The organism is Saccharothrix lopnurensis, from assembly GCF_042658445.1.
Classification (GTDB): domain Bacteria; phylum Actinomycetota; class Actinomycetes; order Mycobacteriales; family Pseudonocardiaceae; genus Actinosynnema; species Actinosynnema lopnurensis.
In genome coordinates, this window is record NZ_JBHSQO010000011.1 from 138,327 (window position 1) to 154,952 (window position 16,626).

The window sequence follows — 16,626 nt, forward strand, 5'->3', positions numbered from 1 at the left end:
GAGCCTGAGACCCGTGCAAGCCGACCTGCCCCCGCACGTCGACCTGGCGTGGCGCGACCCGGACCTGGAGCGCGCCGCCCGCGCCCTGGTCGTCGGCGACATCGCGCCCGCCCTCGCCCTCCTCGCCCGCGAGGCCCCGCCCGACCTGCGCGACCTGCGCGTGGAGGTGCTGGGTCAGGCCGGGCAGGAGGTGCTGGTCGACCTGGACGTGGCGGCGGAGGACGAGCCCGACCGCCTGCTGCTGCTCGGCAGCGCCCTGAACGCCGCGGCGTGGTGGGCCAGGGGCGCGCTCTACGCCGGGCAGACCGGTGACGCGCGGGTCGAGCGGTTCCTCGACCTCTCCGGTCGGGCCCGGGACGCGCTGACCCGCGCCGCCGCGGCCGCGCCCGCCGACGCGGCGCCGTGGAGCGCCCTGATGAGCTGCGCGCTGGGCGCGCCCGAGCGGGAGGGCGAGGGCGGCGAGGTCTTCGCCGGGGTCGTGGCGCGCGTGCCCGACCTGGTGTCGGCGCACGAGCGCAGGCTCCAGGGGCTGGCCGCCAAGTGGTACGGCAGCCACGAGCAGATGCTCGACTTCGCGCGCGTGCGGGTGGCCGACCTGCCGAACGGGCACCCGCTGCTGGCGCTGGTGCCCGCCGCGCACATCGAGGTGCACCTGCACGACAGCAGCGCGCCCGGCGCGATCCGGCGGTGGCGGGCCATGGACTACCCGGGTCGCCGGGTGGTGCGGGCCGAGGTGGCCGCGGCGTCGGACCGGTTGTCGGCGGCCGGTGGGGCGGAGCGGGCGCACGCGAGGTGGATCCGGGCCAACCAGGTGTTCGCCGCCTACTACAACTCGGTGGCGGACGTGGCCGGGCTCAGGCCGGAGGACGTGGACCGGTTGGCGCGGCACGTGGCGGAGGCGGGGGAGCGGCCGGCCCGGTGGCCCTGGGGGTACTTCGGGGACCACCACGCGGCGTTCGAGAAGGCCCGGAGGTTGGCGGCCGGGGCGCGCTGAGGTCGGGCGCCGGGGTTGGGCGCCGGGGTCGGGTGCCGGGGTCGGGTGCCGGGGTCGGGCGCTGAGGTCGGGACCGCGCCGAGGTGGCGGGCAACCCGGCGTCAGGTCGCGGCCGGCCCCAGCAGGTCGTGCAGGCCCCGCTCACCGCTCGGCGTGAGCCGCACCGCGCGACCGCCGCCCACCCGGCGCACCCACCCCCGCTCGTGCAGGTGGGCGCACAGGTGCGCCCCCGCCGCCCCGGCCAGGTGGGAGCGGCGCTCGGTCCAGTCCAGGCACGCCCTGCTCGCCGCGCGGCGCCCGCCGGGCCCGAACCCCAGCCCGGCGAACCACACCCACCCCTCCCCGGTGACCGCGCACCCCTCGTCGAGCAGGCCGCGCCCGGTCATGGCGTCGGTGAGGGCGACCCCCAGCCGGCCCGCCAGGTGGTCGTAGCAGGTGCGGCCCCGCCGCAGGGCCTCGTCGGCGGCGACCGCGCGCAGGCCGCCCCCGGATGCCGCCGGACCGAGGTAGGACAGCAGGTCCTCCACCAGCCGGGCCTGGTCGGGCCCCGCCAGCTGGACGTAGCGGTGCCTGCCCTGCCTGCGCTCGACCAGCAGGCCGCCGTCCACCAGGCGGGTCAGGTGCTCGCTCGCGGTCGACGCCGCCACCCCCGCCACGCGGGCCAGCTCGCCCGCCGTCCACGCCCGGCCGTCCATCAGGGCGAGCAGGAACCGCGCGCGGCTGCGGTCGGCCAGCAGGCCGGCCAGGTCCGCGAGGTCGTCGGCTGCCACGGCCGCCATTGTGGCGGGTGGACGGTTCGGCGCCCGCCGAAGCGACCCGGCCCTACGGTGGCGGCGTGGATCCCCGAGTGCTGCTGGACGCGTCCTGGACCGTGCCGCCCGTGCCCGCGAGCGGGTCGGGGGTCGCCTGGCTGAGGTCGCGGGTCGCGCGGTTCAGCGAGGGCCCCGACCACGAGCGGCGGCGCGCGATCGCCACGCGCGTGCTCGCCGGGGTCGACCCGGCGGTCCTGCGGCGGCCCGGCGACCCGGTGGCGGTGCTGGCCGAGGCGCTGGGCGTGCCGCGCGCGGTGACCGGGGACGTGGCGGCGGTCGCGCGCTGCCACCAGCCCCACGTGCCCGTGGAGCCGGGGGCGGACGAGGCGGTCGCGCGGCTGGTCGCGGCGTTCGGCGGGGTGTGGGACGAGGAGACGGCCAACCGGATCGGGCTGCTGGTGCAGGCGTGCGGGGCCACCCGGGCGGCGATCGCGGGCGCCGTGCCGCCGGTGCCGGTGACGCGGCGGGTCGCGCCCGGTGGCGAGGTGGTCGAGGTGGACCTGGCCGGCGCGGAGTTCGGGGCCGGCCGGCACGCCTGCCCCGGGCGGGAGCACGCGGTGGCGCTGGTGGAGGGCGCGCGGCTGTTCCACCGGCTGCACGACGGCCTCTTGGTGCTGCCCAACGCCTGGGACTTCGCGTCGGCGGCGGCGTTCGCGCGGGCGGGGTTCCCGGCCGTGGGCACGACGAGCCTCGGCGTGGCGGCGGCGCACGGCCTGCCCGACGCGGCCGGGGTGGCGCGGGAGGAGACGCTCGCGCTGGCCCGGCTGCTGGTGCGGCTGCCCGTGCCGGTCAGCGTGGACGTGGAGGCCGGGTTCGGCGGCGACGTGCGCGGGCTGGCCGCCGAGCTGCACGGGCTGGGCGTGGCCGGGGTGAACGTGGAGGACGGGCGGGGCGACCGGCTCGCCGACCCGGCCGGGCACGCGGCGGTGGTGCGGGCGTTCAAGGAGGCGGCGCCCGGCCTGTTCGTCAACGCCCGGGTCGACGCGCACTGGCTGGGCGTGGACCGGGGCAGCACGGTGGACCGGGCCCGGCGGTACGTCGACGCGGGCGCGGACGGGGTGTTCGCGCCGGGGCTGCGGGACGAGCGGGGGATCGCGGAGCTGGTGGCGGCGGTGCCGGTGCCGGTGAACGTGCTGGCCGAGGGGGACGTGGGCCGGCTGCGGGAGCTGGGGGTGCGGCGGGTGAGCACCGGGTCTTTGCCGTTCCGGGCGGCGCTGGGCGCGGCGGTCCGGACCGCGCTGGCCGTGCGGGACGGCGGGCGCGGTCCGGACGACGTGCCGGGGTACGCGGAGGTGCGGGGGTTGGTGGGGGGTTAGCGGGGGTTCGACGCGTGGGTCAGGGTCTCCCAGGCGATGAACAGCTTGTCGGTGCCCGCCGGGCGCTGCCGCTCGGTCAGGCGCTGGGTGTTGGTCATCGGGATGCCCAGGCGGGTGCTGAGCGCGGTGAACGCGACCTCGGTGGTCGGCCCCAGCGCCTGCTTGTACGACCCGCCGCACAGCCAGGACGGCACCGGCTCCGCGCCGAGCTGGTAGCGGCTGTGCAGGCCGTACGCGTGGCGCAGGCGCTCGCGCACCTCGCCCCACAGGTCCTGGCCCTGGAGGCGCGCGGTCTCCGCGACGTGCGCGGCGGCGGCCAGGCCGTAGCCGGTGTGCGTGAAGTCGCGGCAGGTCTCCTGGGACAGGCCGTCGACGAAGGTGCTCTGGCCGTGCCAGTGGGAGATGATCTCGTCGCGGGTGTCGATGCCGCTGCCGGGCACGGTCCGGGGCAGCGGGCCGTCCGCGGTGAGGTAGACGTAGGCGGCGATGCGGGTGCGGAAGATCGAGACCGCCTGGTCGTAGGCGGCGCGGTCCTCCAGGAACACCGCGATGCCGAGGGAAGCCTCCATCATGGACAGTTCCCAGTTGCCGTTGGTGTTCTTGCGGCCGTTGACGATCTCCGGCAGGTAGACGTCGCGGAGCATGGTCGCGAACCGGCCCGAGTTCGGCCAGTTCCGGTGCACGTGCTTGATGATCTCGGCGGCGCGGGGCCACGACGAGCCGGCCCACGCGGTCTGGAGCGGCGCGTTGCTGTTGGTGTGGTCGCGGATGGTGGCCGACCAGGCGTCCATGATCTCGATCGCCTTGGTCGCGTACCGGTTGTCCCGGGTGATGTACCAGGCGAGCGACAGCGTGTACGCGGCCAGCGCGTCCTCGCGCTCGTCCGTGCAGCCGTGGTTGGGGTTCGAGTAGGACCCGCACTCGACCACGGCGCGGGGCTTCGGGACGCGGGACAGGGAGGCGAACGGGTGCGCGATCATCTGGTCGAAGGCGGCGCGCCACGGTTGCTGGTTGGTGGTGACCTTGTCGCGGACGAAGTCCAGCTGGGACGTGCCGACCAGCACCCCGGGGTGGGTGAAGACGGCGGGGGCGGCCGACGACGGGGCGGGCGTCGTGACGGTCAGGGTGGCGGCCAACAGGGTGATGGCGGGAAGCAGGGATCTCCGGCGCATGACCCGGAGTCTGGGTGGTCCAGACCACAGGCGTCAACGGCTGTTCATGCTGGTGAAGTGGGGTTTCCTCCCGGTTCCGGCCGGTCGCGCTCCCACCCGGGACCGACCGGGACCGGTGGGGCGGGCACCACGACCGCCGAGCCCCGCCGAGGAGCACGACAACCGGTCGTCGGCCGGTGCGGCGCTAGTCTTCCGTGGTCGCCGGCACCGGCGGCCCCGGTGCCGTCCGGCTCCGGGTGAGGACCGGTCGAACCGGCGGGTGTACCGGCGGGACCGGCAACGGGGACCAGAGGATGATCCCGGGGACGACAGGCGACGGCGCGCACCGCCGGATCGAGCGGGACCCCGGGACGAACCACGTGTCCGGCCAGGTCGGCGGGAGCGTCATCCAGGCGGAGGTCGTCTACGGCGTGCCCCCCGCGACGGCGGTACCGGCCGCGACGCCCTGCCAGGTGCCTCTGGTGGCGCACCCCTTCGTGGCGCGGCCGGAGGACACCGACCGCCTCGACCTGATCACCGCTCCCGGCCCGACCCCCGTGATCGCCGTGCTCACCGGCCTGCCCGGGGTCGGCAAGACGGCCTGCGCGCTGGACTGGGCCCGCCGCAACGCGGACCGGTTCGCCGGTGGCCTGTTGTACGCCGATCTCGCCGCCCACCGGCACACCGGGGGCGTCGCGGTCACCGAGGTGCTCGCGTCGTTCCTGTCGGCGCTCGGCGCCCCGGACGTGCCCCCCGACCTGCCGGGGCGGGTGGCCCTGTTCCGCCACCTGACCTCGCGGGCGAGCACGCTCGTGCTGCTCGACGGCGTCGACGCGCCCGCGCAGGTGCGCGCCGTCGTGCCCGCCTCACCGGGCAGCGTGGTGCTGGTGACCAGCAGGTTCCGCCTCGGTGGCCTGGCCGTGGACGGCGCCCGGACGGTCGCGCTGGGCCCGCTGCCACCGGCGCTGGGCGCGGCACTCCTCGGGAGCGCGGTGCCGGACGGCCGGGTGGAGGCGGACCCGGACTCGGCGCGCGACCTCGTGCGGCTCTGCGCCGGCCTGCCCATCGCGCTGCGCGCGGTCGCGGCCCGGTTGGCGGAACGCCCCCACTGGCCGGTGTCCCACCTCGTGCGGGACCTCGCCGACGAGCGGACGCGGTTGGACGGGTTCGCCGTGGACGGTGAGGACCCCGTGCGGCAGCTGTTCGACGCGACCTACGAGGCCCTGCCCGCCCCCGCCCGCCTCGCCTACCGCGTGCTCGGCCTCCACCCCGGCCCGGAGTTCGGTCGCGACCTCGCCGCGGCCGCCACCGCCGACGCGGGGGTGGAGGACTCGCTCCGGGCGCTGTGCCGGGCGAACCTGCTGGAGGAGTTCGCGCCCGACCGCTACCGCTTCCACGACCTGGTCCACCTGCACGCCCGGGGTCGCGCGGAGCGCGAGGACACCGCCGCGGCGCGGGCCGAGGTCGAGCGCCGCACCGTCCGGTGGTACCGGCTCGGCGCGTCCGCCGCCGACCACGCGGTGCTGGGCCCGGCCCGGTGGCGGGTGGCCCGGCACGACCCGGACCGGCTGCCCGACCGCCCCTCGGCCCTGGCGTGGTTCGAGGCGGAGCGGGACAACCTGCGGTCCGCGGTGCGGCAGGCCCACGCGTCGGCCCTGCACGACGAGGTGTGGCGCACCTGCGAGGCGCTGTGGGCGTCCCACCTCCACCACGAGCACCACGACGAGTGGGTGGAGCTGCACGAACTCGGCGTCGACTCGGCACGTCGGGCCGACAACCCGCAGGCCGAGGTCCAGCTCCGCCACCAGTTGGCGCGCCTGCACGTCGAGGCGGGCGACCTCGTGCGGGCGCGGGTCGAACTGGACCGCGCGGCTGCGGCGATGTCCGGCTACGAGCGCGCCCACGCGCTGCTGACGGAAACGGCGGAGCTGCTGCGCGCCGAGGGCCGGCCGGGGTGACGGGCCGGTTGCTCAGAAACGGGGGAACACGCTCACCGGTCGACGACGGCGCGCGGTGAACTCGACGGCCGCCGTGCCGAGCACCACCTCGAACCGGGGCACGTCCCCGGGGTGCCCGGCGATCGACCAGGCGTGGAAGGCGGCAGCCGCGATGGCGGGGTCGTCGCCGTCGAGCCCGACCACCGTCCGGTCGCGGAGGGCCAGCAGGCACCCCGAGTCCAGCCGGGCCGCCGCGACCGCCGCGCCGGGGTACCGGTCGAGGGCGTCGAGCAGCCACGTCCGGGCCTCCTGCTCGGCCGGCCGGGGCTCGGAGTCCACGATCACCTCGGCGTTGGACCGGCGCACCTCGTCGACCTCCCACTGGACGTCGACCACCAGGAACGGGTCCTGCGCGGCGACCGGGGGCGGACACCCCGCGACGACGGGGAACCGCTCCAGCTCCACCCCCCCACCCCCCGGCGCGACCTTCGCGGCGCACCAGTGGCTGCCGACGGCCGGCGTCTCGAACCGGGTCGGCTCCGGGAGCGGGCGCAGCCGCGGCGGAGGTGCGGGCGGCAGCTCCAGCACCCCGCGGACCACGTCGTTGAGCAGGCGCGCCGACTGGCCCGGGGCGCCCAGGACCCGGTCCGTGAACTCGCCCAGCGGGCGCCGGTGGGCCCGCTCGACCCGGCCCCTGAGGTCGTCCCCGGCGGCCACGCGCTCGACCGCCGCCCACAGCCGTGCGTCGGCGGACCCCTGCTCGACCTCCGGACCCCCGTCCGAGACCAGCAGCACCGGCTTGTCCAGCGCGGCGCCGTAGAGGGTCACCGAACCGTGGTCGCCGATGACGAGGTCCGCCGCGACGAGGGCGGCCTGCCAGCCCCGGTCCGGCGGCACGGTGATCAACCCGCCCTCCCGCGCCCGGCGCAGGACGAGGTCGACCTCGAAAGAACTGTGGGCCTGCTCGACGTTCCAATGACGCACGAGCGCGACCCGGTGGGTGTCGGCGGGCAGCTGCGAGAGCAGCCGGTGCGGCAGGTCCGGGGCGACCCCCAGGGTGGAGTGCTCGCCCCACGTCGAGCTGATCACCACCAGCCGCTGGTGCGGCTCGACGCCCAACCGCCGGCGGTAGCGGTGGCGCAGGTCCCCGCTCGCGCGCAGCTGGTCCACCACGGGGTCTCCGATCACGACGGCGTGGTCCCGCGCCTCCGGCACGTTCGCCAGCAGGGTGCGCAGCTGCTCCTGGTGGGACAGGCCGATCACCGAGGGGATCAGGCGGCCCCCGCGCACGAGCTGGTCGCGGGTGAGCCCGGCGGGCGCGGTGCCGCCGGGCTGGAGCCGCCGGTAGCCGGCGCCGTGCGGCACGACGACCACCGGACCCGGCAGGCGCCCCAGCTCCGGGGTCACGTGCGCGGCCAGCACCAGGTCCCAGGGCGTGCGGCACGCCTCTTCCCACGGGAGCACGGCCCCGCCGAGCCGTTCCAGGTGGTCGACGAGGCCGCGGTCGAAGGCGGAGCCGGCGTCGACGGTGAACCGGATCTCGGTGAAGCCGTCGGGTTCGAGGAGGTCGAGTTCGAGGACGTCGACCAGCGACAGGAGGCGGTCCAGCGAGGTGGGGTTGCGGACGACCGCGAGCACGCGCCGCGCGGCGTTCCACGTGCCCTGCCGACCAGCACTCACGTGCAGCCCCGCCCCACCACGGCCGATCCACTGTCCCGCGCCCCTCTCGACGAACGGGGCGCGGGACGACGGTACCAGCCTGCTGACAACGGTTCCCGCCGCGCGGAGCCGCCCTCCCGCACCCGCCTACCGCCGCAACCGCGACAGGAACAGGGCCGGCACCAGCACCAGCAGCGCCACACCGCTCACCCCGCCCGCGATCCACGCCCCGTACACGGCCATCGACAGCACCTCGCTGCCCAACCCCGCCACCGACGTCACCGTGGCCCGCGCGTCACCGGTGATCCGCTCCTGCAACCGCGCCTCCGCCGACACCAGCACCAACTGGTGCGCCCCGTAGAACAGGGCCACCGCCGCCAGCCCCGCCGGGTGCCCGACCAGCCCCGCCGCGCCCAGCACCACCGGTCCGACGCCGGGGGTGCGGACCGTCTCGGTCAGGCCCGACCTCAGCACGGCCAGGTAGCTCTCCGGCTGGGGTCGGGGCGTCTCGGGGAGCCTGGTGGAGATCAGGGCGACCGCGTTGACGCGGGCCAGTACCCGGCCGAACGCCGGACCCTCGCCGACCGCCACCAGACCGTCGTGGAGGAGGGCCTCCAGGGCGCCCGACGACAGCGCGCCGCCCACGCCCCAGAGCACGAAGCCGGCCGCGAAGCCGGGGAAGCCGGGCAGCGCCGTCCACAGCGCGTAGCCGGCGGCCTGGCACCCGCCGGACGCGACCACCGACCACCGGCGGGAGAACCGGTCGGCGAACGCGCCCAGCGGCACCTCGGCGAGCACCGCGACGGTGGACCAGATCGCGAACAGCGCCGAGATCCGCACGTCCGACAGCCCGGTGTGGGTGAACAGCAGCGCGTACAGCGGGAACAGCGGGATGGTGTGGGCCGGTGCCGCCCAGCCCACCACGAGGCGGGCCAGCGGCCGGGCCCGGGGCGGTAGGGGGCGTCAAAGGAACGGCACGACGCCCAACCTAACCGCCACCGGCCCGGCCGTCGCCGGGATTTCAGGCCCGCGCAAGCCCGCGCAGTCCGGTTCGGACCGGCTCAGACCAGTGCAGACCGGCTCAGACCAGTGCAGACCGGCTCACACCGGTGCAGGCCGGCTCACACCGGTTCGGACTCCGGCGCGGGCTCCGGCCGCGGCTCGTCGGTCTTCTTGTCCTTCGAGCCCAGCAGCACGTCCACGGCCAGGAACGCCAGCAGCGACAGCCCGAACAGCGGGATGAACCAGCCGACCACCGCGGCCACCACGCCCACCACCGCCAGCTGCGCCGGCGGCACCTTCCGCCACCGCCCGCGCGCCACGGGCTTGCCGAACCCGCGCGTCGGCCGGCGCAGCCACCACACCCGGTACCCGAGCACGACCAGCGTCACCAGGCCGAGCCCGAGCGCGAGCAGCAGCAGCTGGTTGGGCCAGCCGAACAGGACGCCCATGTGCGCGTCGATGCCCCACCTGGCCAGCTTCGCGGCCACCGGGTAGTCGCTGAACCGCACCTCCTCCGAGACCGAGCCGCCGGTGATGGCCACCGCGTCGACCTGCGTGGGCCAGCCCCGGCCGATCTCGGTGACCTGCCAGGACATCCCGGCCATCGGCGGCACGGTGATCTCGATGTCGCCCGCGTCGATGCCGCCGCTGGTCCGGGCGGTCTCCAGGATGGAGTCCACCTCGCCGGGGAACACCGGGATGGGGTCGCTCATGTCGTGGCCGGAGTGGTCGTCGTTGCCGCCCAGCGCCGGTGTGCTCCAGTTCAGCGCCTTGCGCAGGTCGGCGACGTTCTCCCCGGCGTAGGTGGACCAGGTCAGACCGGTCGCGGACAGGAACAGCGCGCCGACCAGCACCCACAGGCCGAGCACGGCGTGCCGCCGGGTCGTGGGCTTGAGGCGCTGCGCGCGGCGGCGGCTGAACCACAGGAACACGCCGCCCAGCGCGACCACCCACAGCCAGGACGCGGCCAGTTCGCTGTAGAGCCGACCGGGTTCGCCGAGCATCAGGTTGCGGTGGATGGTGTCGATCGTGGTGCGCAGCGGCAGGACGCCGCTGGTGCCGTAGGTGTCGAGGGTGCCGACCACGGTCCCGGTGCCGGGGTCGACGAACACGGTGGGCCGCGCGTCGCCGTCGCTCGCGAACAGCACGCGCGTGGTGGCGCCCGGCTCGGGCGCGGGCCGCACCGCGACCCAGTCGTGGTCGGGCAGGGCGGTCTGCGCGGCCTTCACCTGCTCGGACAGCGGCAGGGTCTGCTCGGACGCGGGCACGCGCAGGTGGTCCTTGTAGATCCAGGACTCCAGCTGCGGGGTGGCGGCGTACAGCACGCCGGTCAGGGCGGCGATCAGCACGAACGGGCCCACCAGCACGCCCGCGTAGAAGTGGAAGCGCAGCACGAGGCCGCGCCAGGACTCGATCATGGGGGACTCCTGGGTACGGGAGACGCCACCGCTCGGGCAGGGGCGGTGGTGTGGGGAGAGGGGTACCTAGGAGAGGGGCGGGCCGCGGCGCGGCACCGTGCGGCGGCGCAGCACCTCCGCCAGCGGCTGCGGCGGGTGGGCGGCGATGGGGATGCGCAGCGGCGCGACCGCGAGCGGCGGGCTCAGCCTGCGCGGCAGGACCGCCGCCACGGCCGCGGCCAGCCGGAACACGGCCTGTTCGAAGCCCGCGAGGGCGACGACCACGATCGCCGTGGCCAGGGCGTGGCCCAGCAGCATCGCGGGCGCGGGCACCAGCTCGCGCGGCCGGCGGGACAGCACGACCAGGAAGACGTGCGCGGCCACCTGCACCACGCCGACCAGGGACAGCAGCTCGCCGAAGCCCAGTTGGCGGTCGGTCAGCGGGAGGCAGGTCCAGCCGATGGCGAGCGCGAACACCAGCAGGTGCGGTAACGACGGCAGGTGACCGCCGCCGCCCGCGTGGGCGAGGACCGCCAGCAGTCCGGTGGACAGCCCGACCGCGCCGCAGCGCAGGGCGCGCGCGGCTCCGCGGGTCGGTGCTGGTGCCACAACCCAGCAGCGTAGCGGCGGAGGGGGTGTTGAAGAAGTGCTGTTGAGACGGGGGACCCGGGCCGCCTGGCTGCCGGGGCCCACCGCGCCGGACGGTCGTGCGTCACGGCCGGGCGCTACGGCCGGGCGTCACGCCCGTGCGCTACAGCCGTGCGCTACAGCCAGGCGCCGCGCACGGGCGAGCAGGTGATCGCCACGGCCTGCGCCACGACCCCGCCCACCGCGAACGTCACGCCGAACGCGAACGCGTCGAACGCCAGGGTGTCCAGCACGAACACCGTGTAGACCGCGCCGACCATGGCGGAGCAGAAGAACCAGGCGTGCGTGGCGAGCGCCAGCGGGCGCAGCACGCGGTGGCGGTAGACCCAGCGCATCCCGTCGCGGATCTCGCCGCGCAGGTCGCGCCGTGCCGGCACGGGTTCGGGCTCGACGGTCCTCAACCGGGCCAGCACCAGGGCGGAGACGAGGTAGGAGAGGGCGTCGACGAGGAACGCCGCCGGCCCGCCGACGAACTTCACCAGCGCGCCGCCCACCAGCGCGCCGCCCACCAGCGCGCCGCCCACCAGCGGGCCGACGCCCTGGGCCGCCGAGCGGGTCTGCTCCAGCCGCGCGTTGGCGTCGGTGAGCTGCGCGGCGGGCACGAGGCGGGGCAGGAACGACTGGTGCGCCGCGTCGTGGAACAGCGACAGCGTGCCGAACACCACCACGACCGCGGCCAGCAGCGGGACGGTGAGCGCGCCGGTGAACGCCGGCACTGGGATCAGCACGAGCACCGCGGCGCGGGCGAAGTCGGTCGCGACGAGCAGCGGCAACCGCCGCCGGCGGTCCACCAGGACGCCCGCGACCAGACCGAACAGCAGGTAGGGCAGCCAGCGGGCCGACTCCAGCAGGCCCGCGGCGGTGGCCGACGCGCCGAGCGTCAGCACGGCCACCGCCTTGAGCGCGAGCGTGGTCACGTGGGTGCCGGCCGGCGACACGGTGTCCGCGGTCCAGAAGCGGACGAACTCGCGCTGCCTGCCCAGCCTCTCCTGCGTCATGCGAATCCCCCCTCCCCACCCTGCCAGAAGGTCGGGACGAGGGAGAACACCGTTTTGCCCGCGGGTGGGGAGGGTGCCCGGGGCAGGACGGTGTCCGGGCCGGGACCCTCAGCAGGCGGCGGCGCGGTCGAGCAGGAGCTTGCGCTCGCGCCCGTTGCGGGTCAGGCCCGCGGCCCGCTCGAACTCCACCCGCGCCTCGGCGGTCCGGCCCAGCTTGACCAGCAGGTCGCCGCGCACGCTCGGCAGCAGGTGGTAGTCCTTCAACGCGGGCTCCGCCACCAGCTCGTCCACCAGCTCCAGGCCCACCGCCGGGCCGAACGCCATGCCGATCGCCACCGCGTGGTTCAACGCCACCACCGGCGACGGCGTGACCAGCGCCAGCGCCTCGTACAGGCCCGCGATCCGGGTCCAGTCGGTGTCCTCCGGCACGCGCGCCCGCGCGTGGCACGCGGCGATGGCCGCCTGGAGGGTGTACGGACCGGGCGGGCCGGGCGCCGACCACGCCCGCTCCAGCGCGGTCAGCCCGCGCCGGATCAGCAGCTGGTCCCACCGGGCCCGGTTCTGCTCCAGCAGCAGCACGGGCTCGCCGTTCGGCCCCACGCGGGCCTTGGCCCGGGACGCCTGGACCTCCATCAGCGCGACCAGCCCGTGCACCTCGGGCTCGCGCGGCGCCAGGCCGGCCAGCACCCGACCCAGCCGCAACGCGTCCTCGCACAGACCGGGGCGCATCCAGTCGTCGCCCGCGGTGGCCGAGTAGCCCTCGTTGAAGATCAGGTAGACCACGCCGAGCACGGACGCCAGGCGGGCGTCCCGCTCGTCCTCGGCCGGGACCTCGAACGGGACGCCCGCCTTGGTCAGCGCCTTCTTCGCGCGCACGATCCGCTGCGCCACGGTCGCCTCGGGCACCAGGAACGCGCGGGCGATCTCGGCGGTGGTCAGCCCGCCCAGCATCCGCAGCGTCAGCGCCACCTGGGCCTCGGTGGACAGCACGGGGTGGCAGGCGGTGAACACCAGGCGCAGCAGGTCGTCGTCGATGTCGCCGACGCCCGCGCTCGCGTCCGGCGCGTGGTCGTGCTCCGTGTCGCGCCCGACCTCCTCCAGCTTGCGCCGGTAGTTCTGGGCGCGGCGGATGACGTCGATGCCCCGGTTCTTGGCGGCGGTCATCAGCCACGCGCCCGGGTTGCGCGGCACGCCGGTTTCCGGCCACTGCTCCAGGGCGCTGACCAGCGCGTCCTGGGCCAGCTCCTCGGCCAGGCCCACGTCCCGCACCATCCTGGCCAGACCGGCGATGAGGCGGGCGGACTCCATGCGCCACACCGCCTCAACGGCGCGGCGCGCGTCGGTAGCCGTCACGACCCGGGATCAGATCAGCTACCGACGCGCGTGGGCAAGGCGGGGTGGGGTGAGGTGGGCCGGTGACCCGGGGCGGGCCAGGCCATCCGGCGGCGGACCGGCCGACCCGGCGGCGGACCGGCCGACCCGGCGCGGGCCCGGCTCGACCCGGGTGGTGAACCCGGCGCCCCGAGGTCACCCCGGGCCCCGCCCTCAGCCCTTCGCGCGCGCGTCGGACTCGGCCCGCAGCTCGTTCTCGCGGTCGATCAGCTCCTGCGGCGCGTTCTCGAAGTCCTCCGAGGCGAAGACCTGGCGGATCTCGATCTGCGACTCCGCACCGGTCGGGTTCGGCACCCGCTTCACCCACTCGACGGCTTCCTCCAGCGACTTCAGCTCCAGCAGCCAGAAGCCCGCGATCAGCTCCTTGGTCTCGGTGAACGGACCGTCCACCACGGTGCGCTGATCGCCGGAGAAGTACACCCGGGCGCCCCGGGAGCTGGGGTGCAGCCCCTCGCCGGCCAGCAGCACGCCCGCCTTGACCAGCTCCTCGTTGAAGGCGCCCATCTCCAGCAGCTCCGCCTCGGTCGGCATCACGCCGGCCTCGCTGTCCGCGTTCGCCTTCACGATCACCATGAAACGCATCGCCTGATCTCCGTTCGGTTCGTCCAGCCGGGCTACATCTTGGCCTCTGACAACGCGACGAACGAACCGAACGGCGGATCGACACCTCCGGGGATTTTTCTCGAAGTTTTTTCCACGAGCCCCTGACCTGCGACTATCCCGTCAACCGCTCAGCTGAGCGGTTTGCCGCCGGTCACGCCCACGACCTCGCCGGTGATGTAGCTCGACTCCGAGGACGCCAGGAACACGTACAGCGGGGCCAGCTCGGCGGGCTGGCCGGGCCGCCCCAGCGGGGTGTCCTCGCCGAAGCTCTCCACCGCCTCGGGCGGCATGGTGGCCGGGATGAGCGGCGTCCACACCGGACCGGGCGCGACCGAGTTCACCCGGATCTTCCGGTCGGCCAGGTTCTGCGCCAGGCCCTTGGTGAAGTTGACGATCGCCGCCTTGGTGGTGGCGTAGTCGAGCAGCTGCGGCGAGGGCTGGAACGCCTGGATGGACGAGGTGGTGATGATCGACGAGCCCTCGCCCATGTGCGGCACGGCGGCCTTGCACAGCCAGAACATGGCGTAGATGTTGGTCTTGACCACCCGGTCGAACTGCTCGCTGGTGATGTCGAGCAGGCCGTTCTCCTGGGCCATCTGGTGGGCGGCGTTGCTGACCAGGACGTCGATGCCGCCGAACTCCTCCACCGCGCGGGCCACCACGGCCGCGCACTGGGACTCCTCGACGAGGTCGCCGGGGACGGTCACGGCCTTGCGGCCGGCCTCCTCGACGAGCCGCGCGGTGTCGCGGGCGTCCTTCTCCTCCGCGGGCAGGTAGGAGATGAGCACGTCCGCGCCTTCGCGGGCGAACGCGAGGGCGACGGCCCGGCCGATGCCGGAGTCGCCGCCGGTGATCACGGCTCGTTTGCCGGTGAGCCTGCCGGTGCCCCGGTAGGTCGTCTCACCGTGGTCGGGGGTGGGTCGGACGTCGTCGGTCAACCCGGGGTGCTCAATGACGGTTTCGGCCATGACCGCAGGGTGCCCAGGTCGGGGCGCTTCGAACACGCGTCGGTGGCGCACCCGGGTGGGGTGCGCCACCGAGGGGGAGCGGGGCCTAGCGGCGGAACGCGCGGCGGAGGGTGAAGGCACCCGGGCCGAGGACGGCCAGCAGGAGGAACACCCAGCTGTAGACGGCGGCCAACTCGCCCGCGTTGTGGATGGGGAGCAGCGCTTCCGGCTGGTGCACGGTGAAGTACGCGTAGGCCATCACGCCGGACAGCACGAACGCGGCCGGCCGGGCGGCCACGCCCAGCAGCACCAGGACGGCCCCGGCCAGCTCGATGACGCTGCCGTACCAGCCCGGCCACGAGCCGAAGGGGACGGCGGTGCCCTGGCCGTCGACGCCGCCGAAGAAGCCCAGGCCCATCAGGCCGTGGAAGCCGAACAGGAACGACACGACGATCCGGAACGCGCCCAGGGCGACGTCGTTGCGCCTGGCGTCACGAGCGGCGTGAGCGTCACGAGCGGTGGTGGCGGCGGTGTCGGTGGTGGTCATGTCCGGTCCCCTCTTCGGTGGTCTCACCCCTTCGTCGAACGGCGACCCCACCGGATCGACACCTCCGCCGAACTTCTTTCCGGGACCTCGTCCGAGGAGCCCACCTGGAGGGTGAACCTGCCGGTCGGAGCCGGCAGCGGCTGCCCGCGCCGGAAGAAGCGGACCTGCCTCGGGTCCTCCGCCTCGGACCGCATCGCCTCCAGGTCGGCCTCCGTGGGCACCCGGGCGACGGACGGACCGGGGCGGTGGTCCAGCGGCGGCGCGGGCGGCAGGTGCTCGTCGGGCAGCGGCGGCAGGTCGAGCCGCCAGGCGACCAGGCCGGGCGTCTCGGGCACCTCCTCCGGGTAGGACGGGCCGGGCCACACGTAGGGCAGGTCGTCGGGCACGCCGGGGAACAGCGGGGCGTAGTGCTCCGGCTCCTTGCGGATCAGGGAGGACTGGTGGCTGCGGTGCAGCTCGGCGTCCCCGAGCCACGGCGGCAGCAGGCCCTCCTCCAGGCACCACGACCAGGTCGGCTCGCGCCCGCCGTGGTAGTCGAGCAGGACCGCGCGCACCCCGTCCCGGTGCCCGCGCCGCCGCCACTCGTCGCACACCGCCACCCCGTAGGAGACCAGGGCCGGGGTGAAACCGCGCCACATCACCACCGCCGGGTGCCGCTTCCACCCGTACTCGGGCCACACCAGCGCGCGGAGCACCTGGAGCGTCTCCACCCGCTGCTTGCCCAGCCTCCGGGTGTCCAGGGCGGCGGCGCTGCGGCCGAACGTGGGGCACGGCAGGAACGTCTGCACCCGTGCCGTCTACCCCCGCCGGGCGGTCGCCAAGCGTGGTGTCGCTACATCGTGTGGTCGCCGCGCGGCAAAGTTGCACGCCGCCGTACGGCCGTTCGTCGCGCCGGCCGTACGGCGAACGGCCGGCCGCGCGGCGAATGCCGGAACCGCTGGGTCGAATGCCCCAGCGGAAAACCTGATGGCTCGCCCCGGAAGCCCTCCGAAGTCCATTCGCGGTCACGTCGAACAATGAAGATCGTGGCCCGATGTGACCACTCTTCCGGACTATCGCTTCTGATACCGATGGTCCTTACAGTCGTCCCGTGTCCCCGCCGGAAAGTCGGGTCGCGGGATAACCGAAAGCGCTCGAGAAAATTCTCGGTCAACCCCGGGGGTCGGTTCCGCGCGCCCTGCTCCACCGATTTGAGAGGTGTGACCACATGAAGCCGAAGATGA

The 16,626-nt window shown here is 75.1% G+C and carries 15 protein-coding genes; 3 read left to right on the plus strand and 12 right to left on the minus strand.

Going from position 1 to position 16,626, the window contains the following annotated elements; all coding sequences use genetic code 11:
• Window positions 1-13 precede the first annotated feature (13 nt).
• Window positions 14-994 (plus strand): hypothetical protein, encoded by a 981-nt coding sequence (locus ACFP3R_RS13470; protein WP_380636022.1) that lies wholly within the window; start codon window positions 14-16, stop codon window positions 992-994.
• Between the two features lie 101 nt (window positions 995-1,095).
• Here ACFP3R_RS13470 and ACFP3R_RS13475 read toward each other — a convergent pair whose 3' ends face one another.
• On the minus strand, window positions 1,096-1,773 hold the full coding sequence (locus ACFP3R_RS13475) for an ArsR/SmtB family transcription factor (RefSeq protein ID WP_380636024.1): 678 nt from the start codon (window positions 1,771-1,773) through the stop codon (window positions 1,096-1,098).
• A 56-nt stretch (window positions 1,774-1,829) separates the two neighbouring features.
• On the opposite strand from ACFP3R_RS13475, the gene ACFP3R_RS13480 reads away from it, so the two are divergent.
• Window positions 1,830-3,122 carry an isocitrate lyase/phosphoenolpyruvate mutase family protein gene (locus ACFP3R_RS13480; RefSeq protein WP_380636025.1) on the plus strand — a complete coding sequence of 431 codons (1,293 nt, stop codon included), beginning with the start codon at window positions 1,830-1,832 and terminating at the stop codon, window positions 3,120-3,122.
• On the opposite strand, the gene ACFP3R_RS13485 is transcribed toward ACFP3R_RS13480, so the two are convergent.
• Window positions 3,119-4,294 (minus strand): alginate lyase family protein, encoded by a 1,176-nt coding sequence (locus tag ACFP3R_RS13485; protein WP_380636027.1) that lies wholly within the window; start codon window positions 4,292-4,294, stop codon window positions 3,119-3,121. The genes ACFP3R_RS13480 and ACFP3R_RS13485 overlap by 4 nt on opposite strands.
• A gap of 293 nt (window positions 4,295-4,587) precedes the next feature.
• On the opposite strand from ACFP3R_RS13485, the gene ACFP3R_RS13490 reads away from it, so the two are divergent.
• Complete coding sequence (locus ACFP3R_RS13490; RefSeq protein WP_380636028.1) at window positions 4,588-6,231, plus strand: hypothetical protein; 1,644 nt, start codon at window positions 4,588-4,590, stop codon at window positions 6,229-6,231.
• Between the two features lie 12 nt (window positions 6,232-6,243).
• On the opposite strand, the gene ACFP3R_RS13495 is transcribed toward ACFP3R_RS13490, so the two are convergent.
• The 10 genes from ACFP3R_RS13495 to ACFP3R_RS13540 all read right to left on the minus strand — a co-directional run bounded on the left by ACFP3R_RS13495 (window position 6,244) and on the right by ACFP3R_RS13540 (window position 16,191).
• Complete coding sequence (locus tag ACFP3R_RS13495) at window positions 6,244-7,890, minus strand: hypothetical protein (RefSeq protein ID WP_380636030.1); 1,647 nt, start codon at window positions 7,888-7,890, stop codon at window positions 6,244-6,246.
• A 126-nt stretch (window positions 7,891-8,016) separates the two neighbouring features.
• Entirely contained in the window at window positions 8,017-8,790 is a 774-nt protein-coding gene (locus ACFP3R_RS13500) for an MFS transporter (RefSeq protein ID WP_380636032.1), read from the minus strand.
• Window positions 8,791-8,990: 200 nt separating this feature from the next.
• Window positions 8,991-10,289 (minus strand): PepSY-associated TM helix domain-containing protein, encoded by a 1,299-nt coding sequence (locus ACFP3R_RS13505; RefSeq protein WP_380636034.1) that lies wholly within the window; start codon window positions 10,287-10,289, stop codon window positions 8,991-8,993.
• 66 nt (window positions 10,290-10,355) lie between these two features.
• Window positions 10,356-10,877 (minus strand): hypothetical protein, encoded by a 522-nt coding sequence (locus ACFP3R_RS13510; RefSeq protein ID WP_380636036.1) that lies wholly within the window; start codon window positions 10,875-10,877, stop codon window positions 10,356-10,358.
• A gap of 155 nt (window positions 10,878-11,032) precedes the next feature.
• A complete protein-coding gene (locus ACFP3R_RS13515) occupies window positions 11,033-11,914 on the minus strand; it encodes an MFS transporter (protein ID WP_380636037.1) in 882 nt (293 codons plus the stop codon).
• 108 nt (window positions 11,915-12,022) lie between these two features.
• Window positions 12,023-13,267 (minus strand): RNA polymerase sigma factor, encoded by a 1,245-nt coding sequence (locus ACFP3R_RS13520; protein ID WP_380636039.1) that lies wholly within the window; start codon window positions 13,265-13,267, stop codon window positions 12,023-12,025.
• Between the two features lie 192 nt (window positions 13,268-13,459).
• The gene (locus ACFP3R_RS13525; protein ID WP_380636040.1) at window positions 13,460-13,888 is read right to left on the minus strand and encodes a YciI family protein; all 429 of its coding nucleotides are present in this window, start codon (window positions 13,886-13,888) and stop codon (window positions 13,460-13,462) included.
• A 149-nt stretch (window positions 13,889-14,037) separates the two neighbouring features.
• A complete protein-coding gene (locus ACFP3R_RS13530; protein ID WP_380636042.1) occupies window positions 14,038-14,877 on the minus strand; it encodes an SDR family oxidoreductase in 840 nt (279 codons plus the stop codon).
• An 85-nt stretch (window positions 14,878-14,962) separates the two neighbouring features.
• Window positions 14,963-15,403 (minus strand): DoxX family protein, encoded by a 441-nt coding sequence (locus ACFP3R_RS13535; protein WP_380636044.1) that lies wholly within the window; start codon window positions 15,401-15,403, stop codon window positions 14,963-14,965.
• Between the two features lie 23 nt (window positions 15,404-15,426).
• The gene (locus ACFP3R_RS13540) at window positions 15,427-16,191 is read right to left on the minus strand and encodes an MSMEG_6728 family protein (protein ID WP_380636046.1); all 765 of its coding nucleotides are present in this window, start codon (window positions 16,189-16,191) and stop codon (window positions 15,427-15,429) included.
• Between the last annotated feature and the right edge of the window lie 435 nt (window positions 16,192-16,626).